Source organism: Marinactinospora thermotolerans DSM 45154, from assembly GCF_900167435.1.
Lineage (GTDB): Bacteria > Actinomycetota > Actinomycetes > Streptosporangiales > Streptosporangiaceae > Marinactinospora > Marinactinospora thermotolerans.
In genome coordinates this window covers 79,387-102,576 of record NZ_FUWS01000001.1, presented here as the reverse complement: position 1 = coordinate 102,576, position 23,190 = coordinate 79,387, and the positions used below count along the sequence as shown (strand labels likewise).

Below are 23,190 nucleotides of genomic sequence, written 5' to 3'. Positions count from 1 at the left end.
GCAAGATCTCCCGCGGGACGTCGCAGCCCGTGGGCGGTCAGTCCTCCGCCGCGATCGCGCCCGCCGCGCGCAGCCAGGTGCGGCACCGCCAGGCGACCGCCTCGACGTCGGGGGTCTCGGGCTCGGGGGCCAGGGCCACGGCCAGCAACAGTCGGGCCTGCCAGGGGGAGAGATCACCCGCGAAGATCGCGCCGGCCTCGGCGAGGTCGGCGCCCCCGCCGGCGTACAGGCCGGTGACCGCTCCGGCCCCGGTCCGGCCGGCCACGATCACGGGCGTGCCCGTCTCCAGCGCCTGCAGGCAGGCGCGCACCGTTCCCGGGGTGGCGTTGCCCGCCCCGAACGCCGCGACGACGAGACCGCGGGCGCCGGCCTGCACCGCCCGTCCGACCTGCGAGCCGTCACAGCCCAGATACTGCGCGACCACCTCGACCCGGGGAAGGTCGACGAGGTCGGAGGTGAGCAGAGGGCCGGGCGGGGAGGCGAAATGGTGGTGGCGCACCCCCGCCTCGTCGACGTGCCCCGAGGGTCCTCGATCCGGTGCCGAGAAGGCGTCGAGCGCCAGCGCGTGGGTCTTGCGTACGCCGATCGCGGGCAGGATCGCGTCGGCGAAGGCGATCATCACCCCCGAACCGGCGGACGCGGGGGAGGCCGCCCAGCGCAGCGCGGCGGAGAGGTTGCGGGGACCGTCCGGCGCGGGGTCGTCGAAAGGGCGCTGGGCGCCGGTCACGACGACGGGGGCACGTCCCGCGTGCGCCAACGCGAGCAGGAACGCCACCTCCTCCAACGTGTCCGTGCCGTGGGTGACCACCACGCCGTCCGCCTCGTTGACGGCCGCGCGCACGGTGCGCACCAGGGCCAGCGCCCCGGGCACGTCCACGGCGAAGCCCGCGGTGGCGGAGACGTCACGGGTCTCCACCACGGTGGCGCCGAGCCCGTCCACCTCCAGGGCGCTCCGCAGCAGTTCCGCCGCCCCGACGCTGACCCGCCGGCCCTGCGCCGATGTGCGGGACGCGATGGTCCCACCGGTGGCCAGGAGAACGATGCGGCCCACGTGACCTCCGGAAACGTTCGATCGATCGGTCCCGGAGCATTCTGTGGCCCGGCAGTGGGTGAGGCAAGCGGGAAACGCGGGGAGCCCGGGAGGAATCGCCCGAGGCCGAAAGAGGGAGGCGGGACGGGCGCCGTGCGCGTCGAGCCGATCCGGTCCCGCAGGAAGGCGGGTACCGGGTGTGTGCTTTGGAGCGCGATGGGTAGCTGGGCACTCCGACGCGAACCGTTTCGTCCGAGTCGAAAAGGGGTGAAGGCGTGTACCAACTCCATCCCGATGACGCGCTGGCCGCCGCCAGAGAGGAGTTTCCGGCCTATCTGATCTGCGAATTCCACGACGGTCGAGGCGCTCCCGACTACACCGCCATCCTCCGCGAGGGCTACCGCAGTGGAATGCAGGCCCAGATGCTGCACGCGCCGAGCTTGGACGACCTGCTCGCCGAGTTACGCGCCCAGCCCCGTCCCCAGCCGGCCCGGCACGACCGTGCCGGGCGCCTCGGCCCGTCCGGCGGCGACTGACCGGCGGACGACCCCGAGAGCGCGGAAAGGAGACGTCCGGGTGTCCGGGCACCGGCTCATCCGCGCAGAGGCCGAGGACACGGTGTGCGCCCGTCCGAGGAAGGGCGGGCGCACACCGTACAACAGCTCCCCGCCCTTCGCCCGGCCGGGTGACACGGGATCCGGACGGGCGGAGGACGCCTTCTCCCCGGATGACAATGGGCCGCCCCGGTTCGACGTCGCCCTCCCGCCGGCGCCTCGCCCCACCCCCGCCGTCCGAGGTCGAACGGTCGTCGCCGCTCCGTGGAGCGGGCCCCGAGGACGCCTCAGGCGGGAACGAGCGGAGGCTCGGGCTCGCCGGCCTCGGGGTCGTCGCTTCGGGTGCGCCCCGCCGCGGCGCGGGAGGCGGCCTCGGCCACGGCGGCCTTGGCGTCGACGCGGCCGTACCCGTAGCGTTTGCTGTGGCCCCGCTCGTCGTACTCGCCGGGAGTGTCGTCGATGCGCCGGGCCGAGACGCGGATGACGTCCTTGACCTCGCTCCAGGTGAGTTCGGGCGCGGTCGCCAGAATCAGCGCGGCGACGCCGGCGGCGCCCGGGCAGGCGCTCGACGTGCCACCGAAGGAGTTGGTGTAGTCCCCTCGTTCGTCCCCCAGCGAGCTGTCCCCCGGGTTGTAGCCGTCCCGCCCCCGGCGATCGGTGGTCCAGATGCCGGGGGTGAGGGATTCGTGGCCGTCGCTGCTGGGGAAGCAGCACCAGATCGCCTCGCCGTGGTCGCTGTAGGCGCTCTGCTCCCCGCGATCGTTGCAGGCCGCCACCGCGATGACCTGTTCGTTGCTGGCGTAGCCGTCGTTGTCGACGCTCTCGGCGCCGTTGCCCGCGGCCCAGACGACGACGCAGCCGCGCCCGCCACGGCCGTTGCGCACCGCGTGGTCGATGGCCAGCCGGGTGCTGTCGGGCAGGGGCACCACCTGGTCGTGCAGCGGGTCGGAGGGATCCCACCAGCGGCCGTCCCGGGGCCCCCAACTGCACGAGATGATGTCGGCACCGTGGTCGGCGGCCCACACGAAGGCGTCGGCCTCGTCCTGGGAGCCCAGGCCGGAGACGAGCCGGATGGGCATCAGCCGCGCGGCGGGCGCCACCCCGGACGCCTCGCCGACGCCGTCGGCGCAGGCGACGCCGGCGCAGGCCGTCCCGTGGTGGTTGCCGTGCCCGGGACGGGGGTCACCGGAACGGGGAGGGCTGGCGGAACGGGGGGCGACGATCTTGCCGTCCGAGGAGAACTCCCGGTGGTCGATGTCGAAGCCGTCGTCGATGACGCAGATGGTCGTTCCCTCACCGCGGGTGGTCTGCCAGGCGGCCACCACGTTGGCGTGGGCGTCGACGCTCCGGCCGTCGACGGTGACCGGTCCCAGGTGCCATTGGTGGGGGAAGGCGGCCCGGTGGCTCGGCTCGCGGATCAGCTCGGGGTGGCACAGGTCGACGTCGTCGCGGTCCAGCAGCTCCTCGGCCAGATCGAACACGGCGGGGCCGGTGCCCTCCGGAGCGGCGACGAAGTAGGCCCCGCGGGCGTAGCCGAGCGTCCGTTTGACGGTGAGCCCGGCCCCCGCCAGGACGCGTTCGCAGTGATCGGCCGACGCGTCGTCGGCGAATTTGACGAAGACGTTCTCGGTGTAGACGACGGGCGCGCCCGAGGGGTCGCGCAGTCCACGACCGGCGAAGCGCACCTCGGGATCGGTGTGGATGATGTCGGCCAGTTCGCGCGCCGCACCGGTCGGGGCCGCGTACACGTCCACGCCGACGTCGGGCAGGCCGAACAGCGCGGACAGCCGCCCACCCGCCTCGCGACTGCGGCGTCCCAAAGGCGCGGTCTCGTGGCGGGTGCCGCGCCGTCGGGTGCGCACGACGACCAGGTCGTCGTGGTCGAGCAGCTCCAGTCGGAAGCCGTCGGTCCCCCCGAACCTGCAGGTGACCATGGTGTTCCCCCCTCGTCGTACCATGCTGTTCGCTTTGAGTATGTGATCACTCACGCATGGTGATCAAGGGGTGGTGACGTGCGAAACTGGGGATGTGGAAGCACCGGAACCGCCCGTTGGGGCTCCCGAGGAGGTCCCCTCCTCCACCGCCGTGGCCGGCCCCCGCTACCGGCTGGACCGTGAATCCGTCGCCGTGCACTCCGCGGGGGAGACGGTGTCCGTCGTCCAGGGCCCTCCCCTCCGGCTGCCCCCGGGCAGCCGTGTGGGACCGGTGTACCGCCGGACGCCCGGGGGAGAGGTCGTCGTGCCGACCGGGCGCCTGCACGTCCGCTTCGCCGAGGGGGAACGGGCCGAGGAGCAGCGCGCCGAGTTGGCCGGCATCGGAGTGGTCATCGACCGGGTACCCGCATACGCCCCGCACACCGCCTGGGTGCGCGGGGCGCGCGGGGAGATCGCCGAGTCGCTGCGGCTGGTCGAACGTCTCGCCGCCCTCGACGGCGTCCGCAACGTCGAGCCGGAGATGCTGGGCGAACGGGCGTGGCGCTAGCCGCCCGCCTTTTCGGCCTCCGGGACGGCGCCTCAGCGCTTCGGGAGTGTCCGTGCCGCCCGCTGTTCCGCGGTGGAGGGTGCCGAACGCCGCTGCGCGGGGACGGGGGTCTCGGTAAGCGCCCGGAGCGCCTCCTCGCGGGTCCGGTACACCGTCAGCGACCGGGTGAGTCCGGCCCGGGCGAGCACGCGTTCGGCCGGAGAGTCCGGCGTGGTGATGAGCGAGACCCGGATACCGCGGGCCGTGGCCCGGGTGCGTACCCGCTCCACGATCCCCGCGAGCGCCTCGTCGCACATGAGCGCCGCGCCGACGTCGATGACGAGTTCCCCGATCCGCTGGTTGGCCAGCCAGAGCAACTGCTCGCGTAGTCCGTGGCGGTGCCGGGCCTCGATGCTGTGCGGGAAGGCCGCGATGGCCCCGCGGCCCGCGTAGGAGACGTCGGCCGTCATCTGTGTCATCTGGTGCATGATCCGCCTGTCCAAGGTGTGAAGGAAACGTGTGTTCAACGACTGTGGGAGGTGGCGTCCGGCCGGTCGGAGGAGGAGACCTGGGACGCATCGGTGCCGGAGCCGGTGACCGAGTCGCTCATGAGCTCCTCGCGCAGCGTCCGCAACGTCCGCGCCAGCAGACGTGACACCTGCATCTGGGAGACGCCGATCATCGCGGCGATCTCGGTCTGGGTGTGGTCGGCGAAGAAACGGAGGTAGAGCACCCGCCGCTCCCGGGGAGGAACCCGTCGAAGGGCGACCTTGAGCGCCTCGCGGTCCACCACGTTCTCCAGCGCCCGGTCGAGGCCGCCGAGCGTCTCCCCCAGGGAGGTGTCCTCGTCCTCCTCGGCGCTCTTGCACGGGGCGTCCAGGGAGAGGGCGCTGTAGGCGGAGGAGGCGTTGATGAGTTCGACGGCGCCGTCCAGGTCGAGGTCCATCGCGGCGGCGATCTCGGAGATCGTGGGACTGCGCCCCAGGGCCTGGGTGCGTTCCAGGACCACCCGGTTGAGCTCGTTGCGCCGCTCCTGGTGACGGCGGGGGACGCGCACGGCCCAGGTGTTGTCCCGGAAGTGCCGTTTCAGCTCGCCGCTGACGACCGGGACCAGGTAGGACGGGAACGGTCTGCCGTAGTCGGGGTCGAAGCCGTCGATGGCCTTCATCAGGCCGACCATCGCGACCTGGCGCAGGTCCTCGGTGGGTTCGCCCCGGTTGCGGTAGCGGTCGGCGAGCCGCTGGACCCGTCCCGCGTACATCCGCGCGATCCTGCGGCGCACCTCGTCGCGGACGGGGGACGAGGGAGGAAGCCCGGGCAGGAGCCGGAGGAGGTGTTCGGCGTCGGCGTCGCGGGGGAGGGGCGGGCAGGACGCGCCGTCGCCACCCCCGAGCGGTTTCGAAGCTGATCGGGAGGGTGGGGCGAGTGCGCCGGTCATGACCATGTGACCCCCTGGGCGGTGATGGGTGGTGGGAGATGGGCGGGTCCGTTCTCGTCCTGGCGCGATCGGGACCGGAAGCCTCTCCGGAGCGGGGGGTCGGGTCGACATCGTCGACTATCTGCTATCCGCCGGCGGGGCGGCCGGACCGCTGAATCACGTTTTCAGACCCTTTAAAGGACTTTCCGGGCTGATTGTCATTGAAACGAGATCAAAGATGTTTTTTGTAGCTGTTTGCCCTTTTTGGGGGTGGGTTTGCCCTGGTGAGCGACATGTTCCGTCAACGGGCGGCGAGCGGCGCGCATGGCCTTCCACGGGCCGCTCCAAGGCACCTCGGAACGGAATACGGACAGCTATATGCCCAGGTCAGATGTTTATGGCCACCCGATGGCGGCTAGCGGTCGCCCCGCGGGGGACGCTCGCGCGGGTGCGCGCCGGAGCTCCGTGGTCGGCTTTGAAGGAAAGGCCGCCCCGCAGGGGACCGTCCGGCGCACGGCCGGAGGGGATCCTGCCCGCATCACACGCCGGCGCGGGCGGGGACCGGAGGTGATATCCGGCCGTCACCCGGCCGGGTCGCCCCGGCACGGACGGCCCACCGCGCCGGCGTCTCCCCGACACGCCGGCCCCAGGGGCACCACACCGGAGGGCGCAACCGTACGGGAAGCCGGGAAGCCCGCCACCGTGCCCCCGCAGCCTCCACCGGACGGGGCGGACGACGGGGTACGGTCGCGCCATGACCATGGAGGACGGCAGGACCGCGAGGCCCGAACCCGCGGTCGACAAGCACCTCGCGGGCAGCTTCGCCTGGGACGTGCGTGCCGACATGCTGTGGTGGTCGCCCGGACTCGTGCGGATCTTCGGCTACCCGCCCGGCCGGATGCGCCCCAGCATCGACGCGATCCTGGAACACGTCCACGCCGACGACCTCGGTGACGTCCACGGCCTGCTCGCCCGGATCAAGCGCGACGGCGGTCTCTTCTCCATCCAATACCGCATCATCGACGCGCAGGGGCGCGAGCGCAGTGTCTTGACGATGGGCGCGGCCGAACAGGACGAGACGGCGACCACCGTGTGGGTGGGCGGCCACGCCAGTCTCGCCCCACCGCCCTCCACGCACCCGAGCGCGGGACCGCGCGTGCGCGAACTGGAGGCGGAGAACGCCCAGCTGCGCACCGAGCTGGCCAACGCCTGGGCGGCGCACGCCTCCCTGGCCGACATCGAACAGGCCAAGGGCATGCTCATGCTCGCCTGCGACTGCGACGCGGCCCAGGCCACCGCCGCGCTCAAGCGGATCTCCCAGCACACCAACGTCAAGGTGCGCCACCTCGCCGCGGGCGTCATCGCCGCGATCACCGGTCGGCGCGACGAACTGCCCGCCTCGGTCCGTGACGCGATCCTGCGCGAACTGGGCCGGCTGCGCGCGGGGAACCACCACCCGGAGTGAACGGCGGAGCGGGGTCAGCCCCGGTCCGGTGGGGCGGCCGGCCGGGACGCCCCACCGGCCTCCTCCACGGGACCGCCGCGCTCGGAAGGGGCCCGGACCTTCCCGCCCCCTCCGGCGCCGACCTTCGGCGCGGCGGACTCCTCCTCGGCCGGCGAGCGCCGCAACAGCGCCGCGACCACGGCCGCGATCGGGGTCGACAGGAACGCTCCGGCGATCCCGCCCAGCAGCGAACCGATCGTGATGACGAGCAGGACCACGGGGGAGGGCAGGTCCAACGACCGCCCATAGACCCGGGGCGCGAAGAGGTTGCTCTCCAACTGCTGGACCAGGATGGTCACGCCCACCACGACCAGGGCGATCACCCACCCCTCGGTGACCAGCGCGGCCAGGGCCGACAGGAGACCGGCCAAAAACGCCCCGATCACCGGCAGGAACGCCCCGATGAAGGTGAGGACGATCAGCGGGATCGCGAGCTGGATGTCGATCAGGAAGATCAGGAAGATCCCGATCCCGACCGCGTCGATGAGGCCGACGATCGCGACCCCTCGCACATAGCGTCCCAGCACCTCATAGGCGGTCGTGCCGCCGGAGTAGAGGGAGGAACGGCTCGCGGCGGGGAACAGGCTGAGCAGCCACTGGACCAGCCGGTCGCCGGAGTGCAGGAAGTAGACCGTGAGGACGGCGACCAGGACGATACCGATGACCACCTGACCGGCCGCGACGGCGCTGGACCAGGCGCCGCTGACCAGCCGGCCGGAACTCTGCTGGAGCTCCTGTTGGGCACGCGACCACAGTTGTTCGAACATCGCCTGGTCGACCCCCACCCGGGCGAGCGCCGAGGGCACGCGGGCCAGCCCCTGTTGGACGCTGGCGATCAGGTCGCCCGAGCCGGCGAGGGCGGGTTGGATCATCAACGTGATCGCGCCCCCCAGCACGACCAGCGATCCGAGGACGACGATGGTGGTCGCGGGACCGCGCCCCAGCCCCTTACGGCGCAGCCACGCCGTCGGCGGGCCGAGCAGGGCGGTCAGCGCGACCGCGAGGATGATCGGGATGACGACCGTGCGCAGGCGGATCGCGATCCACACCAGGATCGCGATCGCCGCACCGACGACGAGCAGCCGCCAGGCGACTCCGGCGGCCGCCCGCAACCGTTCGTCGGCGCCGTCCCGTTGCCCTGCCCTGTCCGGGGTCATCCTGCCTCCAACTCTCCGGCCTTCGGTGGGATCGGCCGGAACCACCGGCCAGGCGGATCCGCCCGCCACGCCGCCTCCGCACCACACCTACCCTCTGAGCGAGGGTCGAACGTCCCTTTCGGCCACGACGTGGGGTGACCCGGCATACAATCCCCCTTCCAGGGCCGACAGGCTGACAAGAGCGGAAAGGCCGCATGGGCGAGAAAGACACGCGACCGGGACGGGAGACGGAGTCCGGCACGTCGCCGGAGGAGGCCGACAGCGCCCTCTTCCTGCGGGAGATCGAGCGGCACCTGCTCGTCTGCAAGTTCGCCGTGGACGAGCTGATGACGAAGCTGCGCATCCTGAGCGAGGAGTTCGACTTCGTCCGGGAACACGACCCCATCGAACACATCAGCCACCGCATCAAGCAGCCGGAGTCGATCCTGCGCAAACTCCGCCGCCGAGGGCTGTCCCCCGACGTCGTCTCGGTCCGCGAGCACCTCGACGACGTGGCCGGGGTGCGTGTGGTCTGCCCCTTCGTCTCCGACGTCTACACGGTGGCCCGGCTGCTCGGCCGGCAGAACGACGTGACGGTGATCCAGACGAAGGACTACATCGCCCAGCCCAAACCCAACGGTTACCGCAGCCTGCACCTGATCGTCGAGATCCCGGTCTTCCTCTCCGACGGGGTGGAACAGGTCAGGGCCGAGGTCCAGCTGCGCACGATCGGGATGGACTTCTGGGCCGCGCTCGAACACCAGATCTTCTACAAGTACGACCACAGCGCGCCCGAAGGGCTCCTGGAGGAGCTGACCGCCGTCGCGGAGGAGTCGGCCCGGCTCGACCTGCGGATGGAGGCGCTGCACCAGCGCATGCGCGAGGGCAGCGCGCCCGCCTGAGAGATACAGGGACGGTGCCCGGCACGGACTCCCTGACCGGTCTCAGGGCCGGGGCCCGGCCGAGGCCAGGAGGGCCGCCGTGGCCGAGTAGGCCCGCCGGGCCGCGATCCGGGCGCCAAGTCCGTCCAGGTCGTCGGAGGCCACCTCGACCCCCACCGGCGCCGTCACCCCGTGCCCGCGCAACAGCCGCAGGAAGCCGCGCACATCGGCCACGCCGTCACCGGGGAGGAGCCGGTGGTGCCGCGCCTCCTCGGCCAGATCCCCGCAGGGACGGGCGCGGCAGTCGCAGACCTGTACCGCCACGATCCGCTCGGGAGGGATGGGAGCCAGGTCCGCGGCGGTGCCGGCGGCGCGGTGCCAGTGCCAGGCGTCGACCAGCAGACCCGAATGTCGCGGGTCGCCGCCGCGGGCGAGCTCCCAGGCGCGCGGCAGCGACGGGACCGCCCCGTAGGGCATGAACTCCAGGGCCAGCCGCACCCCACGGGCCGCGGCGCGCTCGCACAGCCGGGCGTAGGCGGCCACGAGGTCGACCCCGGGGGAGAGCGGATCGGGCAGGCCCGTGTGCACTCGTTCGGCGCCGAACGTCAGGGCCATGGCGAACAGAGCGGCTTCGCGTTCGCCGGGCTCCCCGCCCGCCCAGTCCGACAGCAGCTCGACCTCGGTGACCCGCAACCCCAGTTCGTCCAGTAACGCCAGAACGTCGCGGTCGTCGTGCCCGCTGCGGCGGGCCCGGCGCAGGTCGTCGAGGCTCAGGCCCACCCCGGTGAAACCGGCCTCGGCCGCAGCCTCCAGCCGTTCCCGCAGGTCCCTCGCCCCGCGCAGGGTCAAGGAGCTGACCGTGAGGTCGTCGCCGGGTGCCGTCACGCGCATGTCCGTCCCCTCGGATACGGAAGGGGCGGGTGTCCGCCCATCGCCGCGTGGCCCCCTACCCGACGCGGTCCGTCCCACCCCGCGCCTCCTCCTCCCCGAACACGGTGTCCCACCGGCGATAACCTCGGCGGGATCACTATCGGCGCCGCCGCGCGACCGGGCCGCCTCGGCCCGGGGGTCCCGCGGCGGCCTGTCCCGACAGGAGAGGACCCGACCGTGTCCGGTTCCCCAGCCGCTCCCGCCCGCCCCAGCGTGCTGCTGCTCAACGGCCCCAACCTCAACCTGCTGGGGGAGCGCGACCCCGCCCAGTACGGGACCACCACCCTCGCCGACGTCGAGCGCAGGGTCACCGCGCTCGGTGAGGAGCTGGGGGTGACGGTGACCTGCGCCCAGAGCAACTCCGAGGGCGCCCTGGTCGACCACGTGCACGCGGCCCGCGCCCACCAGGCCATCGTCTTCAACCCGGGCGCCTACGCCCACTACAGCATCGCGCTGCGCGACGCGATCGACGCGATCCCCACGCCCTGCTTCGAGGTGCACATCTCCAACGTCCACGCCCGTGAGGAGTTCCGCCACACCTCCGTCATCGCGCCGGTCGCGGCCGGCTGCATCATCGGCTGCGGGGTCCTCGGCTACGAACTGGCGCTGCGCGCCGCCGTCGGGCACATCGGCGGCCGGGCCACCGCGTGACCACGGCGCACGCCGGCCGGCCGCGCGCCGGCCGCCGTGCGCTCTTTCCCCGTGGCGAGGGGCGTTTCCGGTGTTGGCGGGATCGCCCCGTCATGACTGACCGTATGCGGCTCTTGACGTGATACGTCCGCGCGCCCAATGATCAGCCTTCAAACGACGGAGCGCGCTCCGTCCCCGACTCGCGGTGCCCACGAAGCTCCGGAGCCTCACTGGAGGTCACGCGTTGAACCCACGACGACGTCTTGCGACGTCATCCCGCACCACCACGGTCTCCCTGCTCGCCGCCGCGGCGTTGCTGCTCCCGGCCCTCCCCGTCGCCGCGCAGGAGCCCGACGGTGACATCCTCGACCGGCTGGAGGACATCCCCGGCCTCACCGTGGTCGAGGAACAGCCCACCGAGGAGGGGTTCCGCTACTTCGTCCTCGGCTACGAGCAGCCGGTGGACCACACCAATCCGGCCAAGGGCACCTTCCAGCAGAGGCTCACCCTCCTGCACCGCGGTTTCGACCGGCCCACGGTGCTGCACACCAGCGGCTACAACGTCTCCACGCGGCCCTCGCGTTCGGAGCCCACCCGGCTGATCGACGGCAACCAGATCTCCACCGAGCAGCGGTTCTTCTCGCCCTCGCGCCCGGAACCGGCCGACTGGGACGACCTCAACATCCGCCAGGCCGCGGCCGACCACCACCGCATCGTCACCGCGCTCGACGACATCTACGCCGAGGAGTGGATCTCGACGGGAGCCTCCAAGGGCGGTATGACCTCGGTCTACCATCGTCGGTTCTACCCCGGCGACGTGGACGGCACCGTCGCCTATGTCGCCCCCAACGACGTCCGCGACCGCGAGGACAGCGCCTACCTGGAGTTCTTCGAGACGGTCGGCGACGACCCCTCCTGCCAGCGCTCGCTGGAGGGGGTGCAGCGCGAGGCGCTGGAGCGCCGCGACGAGCTGGTCGCCCACTACGAGGAGCTGGCCGCGGCCAACGGCTGGACCTTCCACCGCGCGATCGGCAGCGCCGACGCGGCCTTCGAGATGCTGGTGCTGGACACGCCCTGGGCGTTCTGGCAGTACCAGACGACGTCACGGTGCGCCGACGTGCCCGGCACCGACGCCACCACCGATGAGATCGCGGCCTTCCTCGACGAGATCGCCGGGTTCGAGTTCTACAGCGACCAGGGCACCGAGCCCTACATCCCCTACTACTACCAGGCCGCCACCCAGCTCGGCACCCCGAGCGTGCCCACCGACCACATCGACGACCTGCTGGAATACCCGGGACAGTTCACCGCGTCGACCTACCTGCCCGACGAGATGGACCTGCCCCGCTATGACCACCGCGCGATGCCCGACATCGACCGCTGGGTCCGCAACCACGGCAGCCAACTGCTGTTCGTCAACGGCGAGTACGACCCGTGGAGCGCCGAACCGTTCGAGGTCCGGCGCGGACACCGGCGGGAGGCCTTCTCCTTCACCGCGCCCGGCGCCAACCACGGCGCCAACATCGCGGCACTGACCGAGGCCGACCGCGCCGCCGCCACCTCGGCGCTGCGCCGTTGGGCGGGCGTGGCCGACGAGGTCGCTACCCTGCGCGGCGGTGACCGCATCCCCGGGCTGGACGACGTCGGCGACACCGAGCGCCGTCCGATCTGACCGGTCGATCAGGTGCCGTGGCCCCGGTGGGCGTCCCGCCCGCCGGGGCCACGGTGCTCCAGCCCCGTCTCCCCAGGGGCGCGCCCCGGCGGGAAAAGCTCATTCCCGTGGTTCGGCGTACCAGCGCCAGGAGCTCCGGCGAGGACGTCCGGGCAGCTCACCGCGTCCCGTGGCCCAGAGCAGGGTGGGCCAGGGCTCCGCCTCCGCCGGCACGTCGGGAAAGAGACGGGCCAGCACCCGCGCGCACAGGCCCGCGGGCGGTCGCCAGGCCAGGCCGAGCCCCAACGCCATGTCGTGCGTGTGCACCAGGGTCTCGACGATCCCCATCGCGGCGAACCCCGCCGGATCCGACACCCCGTGGCAGTGGTAGGCGCGCGTTTCGGCCGGGCGGACGCGCACCATCGCCGTCAGCAACGCGCCGCTCGCCTCCACCACCTGCAACAGGCCCGCCGGACCCGCGCCCCGATCGGCGTGGACGCTGTTGGCCGGACCACCGGGGCGACGGCTCTCCCACACGAAGGGCACCTCGCGCTCCAGCGGCGGGGTGCGCGGACCCAGCTGCGCCGCGTAGGCGAACAGGTCGTCGGCGAGGTGCTCGGCGGTCTCCCAGCAGCTCCAGTCCAGGCGACCGGCCGGGCCGTCCCAGGCCGCCTCGGGGGCCTGGCGGAGGGTGTCCACGGCGAGGCGCACGGCGAGGTCGACATCGTCGGCGGTGACGGGGGAGCACGCTGTCTCCACGGGTTCGGACATGGGGCGACCGTAGCGCACGCGGAAAGCGCCCGGCGCGGCCCGGCCGCCCCCAGGCAGCGGGCTCACACGCGCTCGGGCACCTCGTTGCCCGCGGCGCGGATGGCCGCGGGGATGTTCACGGCCAGCAGCGCGGCGAAACCGATGACGAAGAACAACGCCAGCGAGAGGATGGCCGTGCGGTAGTCCCCGCCTGTCACGTCCAGGGCGATCCCCAGGGTGAGCGAGCCGAGGAAGGCCGAGCCCTTGTCGCTGATCTCGTACAGGCCGAAGTACTCGGCCTCCTTGCCGCGCGGGATGAGGTGGGAGAACAGGGAACGCGACAGCGCCTGGGTGCCGCCCAGCACGATCGCGATGAAGAAGGCCAACACCACGAACTGCGGCACCGAACCCGCCTGAAGGAGCGGCGCCGCCGACACCACCACCAGCCAGACCACCAGGCTGGCCAGGATGGTGCGCTTGGTCCCCAGCCGGCGCGCGATCGCGCCGAGCAGCAGGGCTCCCCCGAACGCGACGAACTGCACCATCAGGATGGTCCCGATCTGGACCTCCTGGCCCAGCCCCAGGGCCTGATCGGCGAAGACCGCTGCGAAACCGATGACGGTCTGGATCCCGTCGTTGAAGGCGATGTAGGCCAGCAGGAAAAGGAGCGTCCGGGGGTAGGCGCGCAGGCCCTTCAGGGTCTGCCACAACTGGGCGAAACCGCCTGCCAGCACCCCGGCGCCCCGCGGGCGCGCGGCGCCGCTTTCCTCGGTCGCGGGGGGCCGGGCCGGGTTGCGCAGCCGGGCCAGCGGGATCAGGGCGAACAGCGCCCACCAGACACCGGCCGACACCATGCAGATCCGCACCGCGTGCTCGGCCGTCACCCCGAACGCGCCGTGGAACAGGTACAGCACCAGGTTCAGCGTCAGCAGCAGCGCACCGCCCAGATAGCCCATGGCCCAGCCGCGCGAGGACACCGCATCGCGCTCGGCCGGCCCGGCGATGTCGGGCAGGAAGGAGTTGTAGACGACGAAGGAGCCGCCGAAGGCGGTGTTGGCCAGCACGAACAGCGCGGCGCACACCAGGGGGCCGTCGGCGAAGTACAGGCCCATCGTCGCGAACGCGCCCAGGTAGGCGAAGACGCCCATCAGCTCGCGCTTGCGCCCGGTGTAGTCGGCCAGCGCGCCCACGACGGGCAGCAGCACGAGCTGGAGCAGGACCGACAGCGACGTCGCGTAGGGATACACCGACGTCGGGTCCACCGACCAACCGGCGAACAGCTCGATCCGTCCCTCGGGCCCCGCGGCGGCCTCGGCCATGGTGGTGAGGTAGGGGCCGAGGAAGACGGTGATGACGGTGGTGGAGAAGACCGAACCGGCCCAGTCGTACATGTACCAGGCCCGCCACTCCCGGCGTCGGGAGGGGGAGCGGGCTGGGTCACCGGAGGGGGAGGGGGGTGCCGACGCACCGGGGGGAAGGGACACGGGGCTCTCCAACGGACGGACCGGTCGGTCGGGACAGGGGGTCAGGCGGACGCGCGCGCCTCGGTGGTGGTCGGCCAGGCGCCGCGTTCGGCCAGCACACGGCGCAGGCCCACCACGTCGTCGCTGACGATGCCGTCGACGCCGGCGTCGAGGAGGCGGCCCATCACGACGGGATCGTTGATCGTCCACACGTGCACCTGCATACCGAGCCGGTGTGCCGCGGCGATGAAGTCGCGGCTGACCACGGGGAAATTTCCGGCGCGCAGCGGCACCTGGGCGCAGGAGACGCCGCGTCGGGCCAGGCCGCGCAGCAGGGGGGAGAGGCAGGACAGGCGCAGCCGCGCGACATCCCAGGGCGCCGCGGACATCGCGACCGGACGGTCCAGCGTTCGGCGGACCCGCTCCAGCCGCCGTTGGTCGAAGGAGCCCACGCACACCCGGTCCCAGGCGCGGGTCCGGCGCAACACCCGGGCCAGCGGCTCCACGGCGGAGTCGGCCTTGACGTCGATGTTGAACCGGGCCTCGGGCCAGGTCCCCAGCAGGTCTTCCAGCAGGGGGACCGATTCGACGCCGCCGACCCGGGCGCGCGCCACCCGCGCGTGGGGGAGGTCCGCGATGGCCCCCGAACCGTCGGTGGCGCGGTCCAGGGTCGCGTCGTGGAAGGCCACGAGCACGCCGTCGCGGGTGGCGTGCACGTCGGTCTCCAGGTAGCGATACCCCAGGTCGATCGCGTTCTGGAACGCGGGGACGGTGTTCTCCAGTTCGGTGCGCACCCGCCCGGAGGCGTCGGTCAGCCACCCGCCACGGTGGGCCAGCCCGATCGGCGTGGGCGTGTCGAGGTAGGTGAGGGTCACCCGAGCAGTATGGCCGCTCCTGCGTCCCGCAGGGGAGGGCAAGCGCTTTCAAAAGTGTGGCGGGAAGGCGGTCCTGGTCGGCGGTCGGAAACGGACACTGGCGTTCCCGATGGGTTTGAAGTAGCTTGGAAAGCGCTTTCTCACGAAGGTCGAGAGGTAGGGCACATGGGCATTCAGCTGCTCGGCGTCGCCATGAACGGCGTCACCGGCCGCATGGGATACCGCCAGCACCTGACACGGTCGGTTCTCGCCATCCGGGAGGCCGGTGGCGTGCCACTGCCGGACGGCGACCGGATCATCCCCGAACCGATCCTGGTGGGCCGCTCCGAAACGAAGCTGCGCGACATCGCGCGGCAGCACGGCATCGAACGCTGGAGCACCGATCTCGATACCGTTCTCTCCGACGACACCGTCCAGATCTACTTCGACGCCCAGATCACCAGCGCCCGCGAGGACGCGGTGCGCGCGGCCATCAGCGCGGGCAAGCACGTCTACACCGAAAAGCCCGTCGCCGCGACCCTGGACGCGGCCCTGGAACTGGCCAAGCTCGCCCGCGACGCGGGCGTGCGCAACGGGGTCGTGCAGGACAAGGTTTTCCTGCCGGGTCTGCTCAAGCTACGCCGGCTCGTCGACAGCGGCTTCTTCGGGCGGATCCTGTCCATCCGCGGCGAGTTCGGTTACTGGGTCTTCGAAGGGGACTGGCAGCAGGCGCAGCGCCCCAGCTGGAACTACCGGGCCGAGGACGGGGGCGGCATCGTCCTCGACATGTTCCCGCACTGGCACTACGTCCTGGAACACCTCTTCGGCCCGGTGCGGGCCGTCACCGCGCGCGCCGTCACCCACGTGCCGCGCCGCTGGGACGAGCGGGGCCGCCCCTACGCCGCCACCGCCGACGACGCGGCCTACGCGATCTTCGAACTCGACGGCGGGGTCATCGCCCAGATCAACTCCTCCTGGTCGGTCCGCGTCGACCGGGAGGAACTCGTGGAGTTTCAGGTGGACGGTACCGAGGGCAGCGCCGTCGCCGGCCTGACCGGCTGCCGCATCCAGCACCGGGCGCTCACCCCCAGGGCGGTGTGGGACCCCGACACCGCCACGTCCGACGACCACCGGGGGCGCTGGCAGCAGGTCCCCGACAACGGCGAGTTCATCAACGGTTTCCGGGCCCAGTGGGAACGGTTCCTGCGCCATGTCCACACCGGGGAGCCCTTCCCGCACGACCTCCTCTCCGGAGCGCGGGGCCTGCAACTGGCCGAGGCCGCGTTGCAGTCCTCACGCTCGGGGCGGCGGGTGGAGCTGGAGGAGGTCGAACTGGCGTGAGCTCTCCCACCGTGACGCTGCCCCGCCCCGACGGCACCCTGGCCGTCCACACCCTGCGCGACCCGATCGCCCTCCCCCCGGCCACCGGGCCGATCCGGTCCCGGACCGCCTACGCCGCGGCCCACGTGGTCGCAGACCCCCTCGCCGACAACACCCCCGGAGCGCCCGCGCGGCTCGACTGGGACGCCACCCTGGCCTTCCGCCACCACCTGTGGGATCTGGGGCTGGGCGTCGCCGACGCGATGGACACCGCCCAGCGCGGCATGGGCCTGGACTGGCCGGCCACCGCCGAGCTGATCCGCCGTTCGGGGGCCGAGGCGGCCTCCCGCGGCGCGATGTCGGCCTGCGGCGTCGGCACCGACCAGCTCCACAGCGTCCCCGCGCGTTCGGCGGAGATCGTCGCGGCCTACACCGAGCAGCTCGCCGTCGCCGAGGAGGCCGGGGTCACGCCCGTGCTCATGGCCAGCCGGCACCTGGCCGCCCTGGCCCGCAGCCCCGAGGACTACGCCGAGGTCTACGGGGAGCTGCTGCGGCAGGTCCGCCGCCCGGTGATCCTGCACTGGCTCGGCACGGCCTTCGATCCGGCGCTCGCCGGATACTGGGGGAAGGACGACCCGGCCGACGCGGTACCCGTGGTCGCCGAGCTGATCGCGACCCACGCCCCGGCCGTCGAGGGGATCAAGGTATCCCTGCTCGACGCCGAACTGGAGACACGGCTGCGGGCGTTGCTGCCCGAGGGCGTACGCCTGTACACCGGGGACGACTTCAACTACCCGTCGCTGATCCGGGGGGACGGCAGCCGCCACTCCCACGCGCTGCTCGGCGCGTTCGCCGCGATCGCGCCCGTCGCAGCCGCCGCCCTGCGCGCCCTCGACGACGGCGACGACGCGCGCTATGACGCCCTGTTCGCCCCCACCCTGCCCCTGGCCCGCCACCTGTTCGCCCCGCCCACCTACTACTACAAGACCGGCGTGGCCTTCCTGGCCTGGCTCAACGGCCACCAGCCGGGGTTCACCATGGTGGCCGGATTGCAGGCCGCGCGCTCCCCGCTGCACCTGGCCGAGGCGTTGCGACTCGCCGACGCCGCGGGGGCGCTCACCGACCCGGACCTGGCCGCCCGGCGCATGCGATGGTTCCTCGACGTGGCGGGGGTGGCCCGATGACCATGGCCCCCACCGCTGTCGACGTCCCTTCCGGCCTGCCCGCCGCCATCTCCACGCCCGCCCCCGGCGACCCGCGGCTGTCCCGGCTCTCGCTCAACCAGAAGACCGTCGACCGCTGGGGGGTGCGCGAGGTCGTCCACGGATGCCTGCGGGCCGGCATCCCCGCGGTGGGACTGTGGCGCGAGCCCGTCGCCGCGTTCGGGACGGCGCGCACCGCCCGGCTGGTGCGTGACGCCGGCCTGCGCGTCTCCTCCTACTGCCGCGCGGGTTTCCTGACGGGCCACGACTCGACCGCCGCCCTCGACGACAACCGCCGGGCCATCGACGAGGCAGCCGAGATCGGTGCCGCCTGCCTGGTGATGGTCCTGGGCGGGCTCCCCGAGGGCAGCCGGGACCTGGCCGGCGCGCGCGCACGCGCCGCCGAGGCACTGGCGCTGCTGGTGCCCCACGCGCAGGAGCGCGGTGTCCGCCTCGCCCTGGAACCCCTCCACCCCATGTTCTGCGCCGATCGCGCCGTGCTGTCCACGCTCGGTCAGGCTCTCGACCTCGCCGAACGGTTCCCGGTCGAGACCGTCGGGGTGGTCCTCGACGCCTACCACATCTGGTGGGACCCGCAGGTCGACGCGCAGATCCGCCGGGCGGGGCCACGCATCGCGCTGTTCCAGGCCTGCGACTGGGTCCTGCCCCTGCCCGCCGACGCCCTGCTGGGCCGCGGCATGGTCGGCGACGGCCACATCGACGTGCGCGCGCTGCGGGAACAGGCCGACGCCGCCGGCTACGCCGGCGACATCGAGGTGGAGGTCTTCAACGCCGACGTCTGGGCGGCCGACGGCGACGCGACCGTCGCGACCCTCCTGCGCCGCCACGTCCAGCACGTCGTCTAGCCGCCGCGTTCCCATCTCAAGGAGGCATCCATGGAGTTCGACGGCATCCTCTTCTTCCCCGTCACCCCCTTCGACGCGCGAGGCCGGCTCGACGAGGCGGCCCTGGAACGCCACCTGCGGTCCGGCCTGGAACACCGGCCCGGCGGCGTGTTCGCCGCCTGTGGCACCGGTGAGATCCACGCCCTGTCCACGGCCGAGCACGCGCGCGTGGTGCGCGCGGCCGTCACCGCCGCGGGAGGCGGGGTCCCGGTGGTCGCCGGCGCCGCGGGCGGCCTGCGCACCGCGATCGACCAGGCCGTGGCAGCGCGCGACCTCGGCGCCGACGCGGTCCTGCTCTTTCCGCCCTACCTGGTCGGCGCGCCCCAGCGCGGCCTGGTCGACTACGTCCACGCGGTCGCCGCCGAGGCGAAGACGCCCGTCATCGTCTACCAGCGCGGCACGATGGCGCTCACCCCCGAGTGCGCCGCCGAGATCGCCGGGATCCCCGGCGTCATCGGCATCAAGGACGGACTGGGCGACCTGGACCGGATGGCCCGCATCGTCATGGCGGTGCGGGAACGGCGCGGCAGCGACTTCACCTTCTTCAACGGCCTGCCGACCGCAGAACTGACCGTGCGCGCCTACACCGGTATCGGCGTCCCCCTGTACTCGTCGGCGGCCTTCGCCTTCGTGCCGGAGGTCGCCACGGCGTTCCAGTGGGCGGTGCGTGCCGGCGACCCGCTCGCCGACACCCTGCTCGAGGTGTTCTACCGTCCGCTCGGCCGGTTGCGCGACCGCACCCCCGGCTACGCCGTCGCACTGGTCAAGGCCGGCCTGGAACTGCGCGGCGGGGCGGCCGGAGGGGTGCGTCCGCCCTTCACCGACCCCACACCCGCCGAGCTCGTCGAGCTCGGCGCGATCATCGACGCCGGGCTCGCCGCGGTCAAGGAGTCCGCCGCCCCGGGGGCCTCGGAGTGCTGATCGAGGGGATCTCGGCCACGGCCCGTCGGCTGCCCCTCGCCCGTGCCTGGGACGGCGGGGTGGACGCCAACCACATCGTCGTCGTGCGCGTCGACGCCCAGGGCGGGGCGCGGGGCACCGGCTTCGCCTGGACCCCCGGCGTCGGGGCCGGGGCCGTACTGGCCCTGGTGCGCGAGGACTGCCCGGCCGCGCTTTCGGGCCGGCCCGCCGACCCGGGGCCTCGGTGGGCCGACCTGATCCGCCACCTGCGCGACGCGGGCACCGGCGGGCTGACCGCCATGGCCGTCGCGGCGATCGACATCGCCCTGTGGGACCTCCAGGCCCGCGCCGCGGGGGTCGCGCTGACCGACCTGATCGGCCGCCGCCGTGACCACGTGGCGGCCTACGGCAGCGGCGTCAACCTCGACCTCCCCCTCCCGGAGCTGGCCGAACAGGTGCGTGGCTGGCTGGACCGCGGCCACACGGCGATCAAGATCAAGGTCGGCTCACCCGATCCCGGCCGCGACGACGAGCGCGTCGCCGAGGTCCGCCACATCATCGGCCCCGACCGGCGGCTCATGCTCGACGCCAACCAACGCTGGGACCTGCCCGGCGCGGTCCGCGCGATGCGCCGTCTGCAACGGCACGACCCCTACTGGATCGAGGAGCCGCTGCCCGCCGACGACCTCGCCGCGCACGTCCGGCTGCGCTCGGCCACCGACGTGCCGTTCGCGCTCGGCGAGAACCTGCGTACCGTGCGGGAGTTCCGCGCCGCGCTGGAGGCCGGGATCTGCGACGTGGCCCAGCCCAACGTCGTGCGCGTCGGCGGCATCACCCCCTTCCTGCGTGTCGCCGAGCTCGCCGCCGACCACAGCGTGCCGGTCGCTCCCCACCTGCTGCCGGAACTGTCCGCCCAGCTCGCGCTGTGCGTGCCGATGGTCTCCATGGTGGAGGACATCGACCAGGCCTCCTTCGCCGCGCTCGGGGCGCTCACCCGGCCCAGCGGGGTGGAGGTACGCGAAGGCCGGGCCTACGTCGAGGGCGGCGCGGGGCACGGCCTGGAGTTCGCCGTCGACACGCCCGCGCCCCAGGTCCCCTGACACCACCGGTGCCGCCCGGGGCGCGCGGCACCGCGACCCACACCCCACCGGTCCGCGCAGCGACGGACCGGGCGAAGGAGGAACGGATGCGCATAGCCACCCCCGTGGCGCTCGTCACCGCCGCGGCCCTGTTGCCGTTGACCGCTCCGGCCGCGCACGCCGCCGGCCCCCTCTCCCCGCGCGTCGAGCGCGTGGCCCGCCAGACGCTCGCCCCGGACGACGGCTGGGCCGCCCACGAGGGCGGGACCACCGGAGGGTCCGCCGCGAAACCCGCCGACGTCCACGTGGTGCGCGACTGGGCGCAGCTGCGCGCCGCCCTGTCCGACCCCGATTCCACCCCCAGGATCGTCGCGGTCGACGGCACGATCCACGCCGCGGAGGGCCCCGACGGACAGGCCCCCACCTGCGCCGACTACGCCGACCCCGCCTACGACAAGGAGGCCTACCTGGCCACCTACGATCCCGCCCACTACACGGAGGCCGAGATCACCGGCCCCCTGGAGGAGGCGCGCCAGCGCTCGGCGCGCAACCAGGCCGAGAGCATCTCGGTCGACATCGGCTCCAACACCACCCTCATCGGGCTGGGCGACGACGCGCGTATCGTCGGCGCCTCCATCACCATCCGCGACGCCGACAACGTCATCGTGCGCAACCTCGCCTTCGAGAGCCCCCGCGACTGCTTCCCTCACTGGGAACCGGGGGAGTGGAACGCCGAATACGACGGGCTGACCGTACGCAACTCCACCCACGTGTGGGTGGACCACAACGAGTTCTCCGACGGCGCCCACCCCGACAGCGCCAACGAGGAGCACTGGGGGTATGAGTACCAGGTCCACGACGGCCTCCTCGACGTCGTGGACGGCTCCGACCTGGTCACCCTCTCCTACAACGTCTTCGCCGACCACGACAAGACCATGCTCATCGGCAACACCGACCGGCCCGATCGCGACCGCGGCCGGCTCCGGGTGACACTGCACCACAACCGGTTCGACAACATCCTGCAACGGGCCCCGCGGGTCCGTTACGGCCAGGTCCACGTCTACAACAACCACTACGTCGTCCCGGCAGCCCCCGAGGGGGAGAAGGAGTACGTCTACTCCTGGGGGGTCGGAGTCGAGTCGATGATCTACGCTCGCAACAACCGCTTCGACCTGGGAGAAGGCATCGAGCCCGCACAGGTCGTCCGGGCCTGGGGCGGCACCGCGATCGACGAGGCCAACACCCTGGTCAACGGCGTCTCGCGATGGCACCGGGTCGACCTGCTCGCGGCCCACAACGCCGCCCACGACCCCGACCTGGGCTCCGACGTCGGCTGGCGGCCCGAGCGGAGCGGGCGCGTCGACCCGGCCGCCAGCGTCGCCGCCAAGGTCGGCGCGCACGCCGGGACCGGGCGCATCCTGTGAGTGACGTCCGCCGCGGCACCGGGCCGTGCCGCGGCGGACGCCGGGGTCAGGCGGTCGCCGGCGGGGCGGTGCTCTCGCGCAGGACCACCTCGCCGCTGACCGCGACGGTGCGCGGGTGCGCGGGGGCGTCGCCCTCCAGCGCCAGGCGCGCGGCCTCCCGACCCATCCACTCCAGCGGCAGGCGCACCGTCGTCAGGGCCGGCGTCAGGTCGCGCAGGGTGGGGATGTCGTCGAACCCGGCGACGGACAGGTCCTCGGGCACCCGTATCCCCGCCTCGCGCAGCGCGGCCATGGCGCCGGTGGCCATGACGTCGTTGACGACGAACAGGCAGGTCGCGTCGGTCCCCCCGGCCAGCAGCCGGCGCGTCGACTCATATCCCCCATCGCGCGTGAACGCCCCGTGGACCACGTTGTGGGGGGCCAGTTCGGCACCGGCCTGCGACAGCGCCGCGTGGAAGCCGTCCAGGCGGTCGCGCGCGGTACGCAGGTCGGTGGGGCCGGCCAGGATCGCGAACCTCCGGTGTCCCTGTTGGGTGAGCCGGCGGGCCAGCTCCGCCGCGCCGGCCCGGTTGTCCGGGACGATCGTGTCGGCGGGCAGCCCCTCCTGGGACACGCAGGCCACCCGGCCGCCCTGCGCGGTGAACCTGTCCACCTCCTCGGCCAGCTGACGGGTGCTGGCCTCGTCGATCGTGCGGCTGCCGACCAGCACGACGGCGCGCGCCCGGTGCGAGCGCAGGGTGGCCAGGAGCTGGGCCTCGCGGCGTGCCGCCCGTCCGGTGGTGCCCAAGACGACGACGAGTCCCTGCTCCTCGGCGACCTCCGTCATGCCCGCCGCGATACTGGAGAAGTAGGGGTCGGCGATGTCGTGGACCACCAGGCCGACGAGCGTGCTGGTGTTGCGGGCCAGCGTCTGGGCGGAGGCGTTGGCGAGGTAGCCCAGTTCGTGGGCGCTCGCGGTGACGCGCTCCCGTAGTTTCTCCCCGACCTGTCGGGTACTGCCGTTGAGGACCCGGGAGGCCGTCGCCAGGGAGACTCCGGCGTGCCGGGCCACCTGCTCCAACGTCACATAACCGTTGCTCACGGACACCTCTCACGGGCGG

Annotated in this window: 22 protein-coding genes; 12 read left to right on the top strand and 10 right to left on the bottom strand. The window is 72.8% G+C overall.

The genetic code is table 11. The features are described from left to right. Nucleotides 1-37: 37 nt before the first annotated feature. Nucleotides 38-1,051, bottom strand: a complete 1,014-nt coding sequence (locus B5D66_RS00435; protein ID WP_078759539.1) for an asparaginase — start codon at nt 1,049-1,051, stop codon at nt 38-40. 254 nt (nt 1,052-1,305) lie between these two features. Between B5D66_RS00435 and B5D66_RS00430 the strand changes: the two genes are divergently transcribed. Beyond that, the gene (locus tag B5D66_RS00430) at nt 1,306-1,566 is read left to right on the top strand and encodes a hypothetical protein (RefSeq protein WP_078759538.1); all 261 of its coding nucleotides are present in this window, start codon (nt 1,306-1,308) and stop codon (nt 1,564-1,566) included. Between the two features lie 305 nt (nt 1,567-1,871). Here the strand turns inward: B5D66_RS00430 and B5D66_RS00425 are convergent, their stop codons facing one another. Beyond that, a complete protein-coding gene (locus tag B5D66_RS00425; RefSeq protein WP_078759537.1) occupies nt 1,872-3,518 on the bottom strand; it encodes a S8 family peptidase in 1,647 nt (548 codons plus the stop codon). Nucleotides 3,519-3,612: 94 nt separating this feature from the next. On the opposite strand from B5D66_RS00425, the gene B5D66_RS00420 reads away from it, so the two are divergent. Further along, nucleotides 3,613-4,065, top strand: a complete 453-nt coding sequence (locus B5D66_RS00420; protein WP_144290638.1) for a hypothetical protein — start codon at nt 3,613-3,615, stop codon at nt 4,063-4,065. A 32-nt stretch (nt 4,066-4,097) separates the two neighbouring features. Here the strand turns inward: B5D66_RS00420 and B5D66_RS00415 are convergent, their stop codons facing one another. Then, nucleotides 4,098-4,523, bottom strand: coding sequence for an STAS domain-containing protein (locus B5D66_RS00415; RefSeq protein ID WP_144290637.1), 426 nt, complete (start codon nt 4,521-4,523; stop codon nt 4,098-4,100). A 44-nt stretch (nt 4,524-4,567) separates the two neighbouring features. Further along, nucleotides 4,568-5,482, bottom strand: a complete 915-nt coding sequence (locus B5D66_RS00410) for a SigB/SigF/SigG family RNA polymerase sigma factor (protein ID WP_078759994.1) — start codon at nt 5,480-5,482, stop codon at nt 4,568-4,570. 733 nt (nt 5,483-6,215) lie between these two features. Between B5D66_RS00410 and B5D66_RS00405 the strand changes: the two genes are divergently transcribed. After that, nucleotides 6,216-6,926, top strand: a complete 711-nt coding sequence (locus B5D66_RS00405) for a PAS and ANTAR domain-containing protein (protein WP_078759534.1) — start codon at nt 6,216-6,218, stop codon at nt 6,924-6,926. Between the two features lie 14 nt (nt 6,927-6,940). On the opposite strand, the gene B5D66_RS00400 is transcribed toward B5D66_RS00405, so the two are convergent. Next, a complete protein-coding gene (locus B5D66_RS00400; RefSeq protein WP_078759533.1) occupies nt 6,941-8,122 on the bottom strand; it encodes an AI-2E family transporter in 1,182 nt (393 codons plus the stop codon). A 194-nt stretch (nt 8,123-8,316) separates the two neighbouring features. On the opposite strand from B5D66_RS00400, the gene B5D66_RS00395 reads away from it, so the two are divergent. After that, nucleotides 8,317-9,003 carry a GTP pyrophosphokinase gene (locus B5D66_RS00395; RefSeq protein ID WP_078759532.1) on the top strand — a complete coding sequence of 229 codons (687 nt, stop codon included), beginning with the start codon at nt 8,317-8,319 and terminating at the stop codon, nt 9,001-9,003. Nucleotides 9,004-9,045: 42 nt separating this feature from the next. Here B5D66_RS00395 and B5D66_RS00390 read toward each other — a convergent pair whose 3' ends face one another. Further along, nucleotides 9,046-9,873 carry a sugar phosphate isomerase/epimerase family protein gene (locus B5D66_RS00390; protein WP_078759531.1) on the bottom strand — a complete coding sequence of 276 codons (828 nt, stop codon included), beginning with the start codon at nt 9,871-9,873 and terminating at the stop codon, nt 9,046-9,048. Between the two features lie 216 nt (nt 9,874-10,089). Here B5D66_RS00390 and aroQ point away from each other — a divergent pair, with 216 nt between their 5' ends. Both aroQ and B5D66_RS00380 read left to right on the top strand, forming a co-directional pair. Further along, nucleotides 10,090-10,563, top strand: coding sequence for a type II 3-dehydroquinate dehydratase (aroQ, locus tag B5D66_RS00385; protein WP_078759530.1), 474 nt, complete (start codon nt 10,090-10,092; stop codon nt 10,561-10,563). Between the two features lie 223 nt (nt 10,564-10,786). Continuing rightward, a complete protein-coding gene (locus tag B5D66_RS00380; RefSeq protein WP_078759529.1) occupies nt 10,787-12,214 on the top strand; it encodes a S28 family serine protease in 1,428 nt (475 codons plus the stop codon). Between the two features lie 99 nt (nt 12,215-12,313). On the opposite strand, the gene B5D66_RS00375 is transcribed toward B5D66_RS00380, so the two are convergent. From B5D66_RS00375 to B5D66_RS00365, 3 genes are all read right to left on the bottom strand, one after another. Beyond that, a complete protein-coding gene (locus B5D66_RS00375) occupies nt 12,314-12,964 on the bottom strand; it encodes a hypothetical protein (protein ID WP_078759528.1) in 651 nt (216 codons plus the stop codon). 62 nt (nt 12,965-13,026) lie between these two features. Further along, complete coding sequence (locus B5D66_RS00370; RefSeq protein ID WP_235000591.1) at nt 13,027-14,427, bottom strand: MFS transporter; 1,401 nt, start codon at nt 14,425-14,427, stop codon at nt 13,027-13,029. A 41-nt stretch (nt 14,428-14,468) separates the two neighbouring features. Then, nucleotides 14,469-15,281 carry a glycerophosphodiester phosphodiesterase family protein gene (locus B5D66_RS00365; protein ID WP_078759526.1) on the bottom strand — a complete coding sequence of 271 codons (813 nt, stop codon included), beginning with the start codon at nt 15,279-15,281 and terminating at the stop codon, nt 14,469-14,471. A 165-nt stretch (nt 15,282-15,446) separates the two neighbouring features. Between B5D66_RS00365 and B5D66_RS00360 the strand changes: the two genes are divergently transcribed. The 6 genes from B5D66_RS00360 to B5D66_RS00335 all read left to right on the top strand — a co-directional run bounded on the left by B5D66_RS00360 (nt 15,447) and on the right by B5D66_RS00335 (nt 22,090). After that, complete coding sequence (locus tag B5D66_RS00360; protein ID WP_078759525.1) at nt 15,447-16,601, top strand: Gfo/Idh/MocA family protein; 1,155 nt, start codon at nt 15,447-15,449, stop codon at nt 16,599-16,601. After that, nucleotides 16,598-17,764, top strand: coding sequence for a dihydrodipicolinate synthase family protein (locus tag B5D66_RS00355; protein WP_078759524.1), 1,167 nt, complete (start codon nt 16,598-16,600; stop codon nt 17,762-17,764). Before B5D66_RS00360 ends, B5D66_RS00355 begins: the two co-directional genes overlap by 4 nt. Before the next feature lie 2 nt (nt 17,765-17,766). Continuing rightward, nucleotides 17,767-18,648 carry a sugar phosphate isomerase/epimerase family protein gene (locus B5D66_RS00350; protein ID WP_078759523.1) on the top strand — a complete coding sequence of 294 codons (882 nt, stop codon included), beginning with the start codon at nt 17,767-17,769 and terminating at the stop codon, nt 18,646-18,648. 30 nt (nt 18,649-18,678) lie between these two features. Further along, nucleotides 18,679-19,608 (top strand): 5-dehydro-4-deoxyglucarate dehydratase, encoded by a 930-nt coding sequence (locus tag B5D66_RS00345; protein ID WP_078759522.1) that lies wholly within the window; start codon nt 18,679-18,681, stop codon nt 19,606-19,608. Next, nucleotides 19,602-20,687: a mandelate racemase/muconate lactonizing enzyme family protein gene (locus B5D66_RS00340; RefSeq protein ID WP_078759521.1), complete on the top strand. Its 1,086-nt coding sequence runs from the start codon at nt 19,602-19,604 to the stop codon at nt 20,685-20,687. The genes B5D66_RS00345 and B5D66_RS00340 overlap by 7 nt, the downstream gene beginning before the upstream one ends. An 86-nt stretch (nt 20,688-20,773) precedes the next feature. Next, entirely contained in the window at nt 20,774-22,090 is a 1,317-nt protein-coding gene (locus B5D66_RS00335; RefSeq protein ID WP_078759520.1) for a pectate lyase family protein, read from the top strand. Between the two features lie 46 nt (nt 22,091-22,136). On the opposite strand, the gene B5D66_RS00330 is transcribed toward B5D66_RS00335, so the two are convergent. Next, nucleotides 22,137-23,171 carry a LacI family DNA-binding transcriptional regulator gene (locus B5D66_RS00330; RefSeq protein ID WP_078759519.1) on the bottom strand — a complete coding sequence of 345 codons (1,035 nt, stop codon included), beginning with the start codon at nt 23,169-23,171 and terminating at the stop codon, nt 22,137-22,139. Between the last annotated feature and the right edge of the window lie 19 nt (nt 23,172-23,190).

Bases quoted from the DNA above. Each gene is read 5' to 3' on its own strand.
- B5D66_RS00415 (WP_144290637.1), bottom strand. From the start codon at position 4,523: ATGACACAGATGACGGCCGACGTCTCCTACGCGGGCCGCGGGGCCATC.
- B5D66_RS00425 (WP_078759537.1), bottom strand. From the start codon at position 3,518: ATGGTCACCTGCAGGTTCGGGGGGACCGACGGCTTCCGACTGGAGCTG.
- B5D66_RS00400 (WP_078759533.1), bottom strand. From the start codon at position 8,122: ATGACCCCGGACAGGGCAGGGCAACGGGACGGCGCCGACGAACGGTTG.
- B5D66_RS00345 (WP_078759522.1), top strand. From the start codon at position 18,679: ATGGAGTTCGACGGCATCCTCTTCTTCCCCGTCACCCCCTTCGACGCG.
- B5D66_RS00410 (WP_078759994.1), bottom strand. From the start codon at position 5,482: ATGACCGGCGCACTCGCCCCACCCTCCCGATCAGCTTCGAAACCGCTC.
- B5D66_RS00335 (WP_078759520.1), top strand. From the start codon at position 20,774: ATGCGCATAGCCACCCCCGTGGCGCTCGTCACCGCCGCGGCCCTGTTG.
- B5D66_RS00360 (WP_078759525.1), top strand. From the start codon at position 15,447: ATGGGCATTCAGCTGCTCGGCGTCGCCATGAACGGCGTCACCGGCCGC.
- B5D66_RS00375 (WP_078759528.1), bottom strand. From the start codon at position 12,964: ATGTCCGAACCCGTGGAGACAGCGTGCTCCCCCGTCACCGCCGACGAT.
- B5D66_RS00390 (WP_078759531.1), bottom strand. From the start codon at position 9,873: ATGCGCGTGACGGCACCCGGCGACGACCTCACGGTCAGCTCCTTGACC.
- B5D66_RS00405 (WP_078759534.1), top strand. From the start codon at position 6,216: ATGACCATGGAGGACGGCAGGACCGCGAGGCCCGAACCCGCGGTCGAC.
- B5D66_RS00395 (WP_078759532.1), top strand. From the start codon at position 8,317: ATGGGCGAGAAAGACACGCGACCGGGACGGGAGACGGAGTCCGGCACG.
- B5D66_RS00350 (WP_078759523.1), top strand. From the start codon at position 17,767: ATGGCCCCCACCGCTGTCGACGTCCCTTCCGGCCTGCCCGCCGCCATC.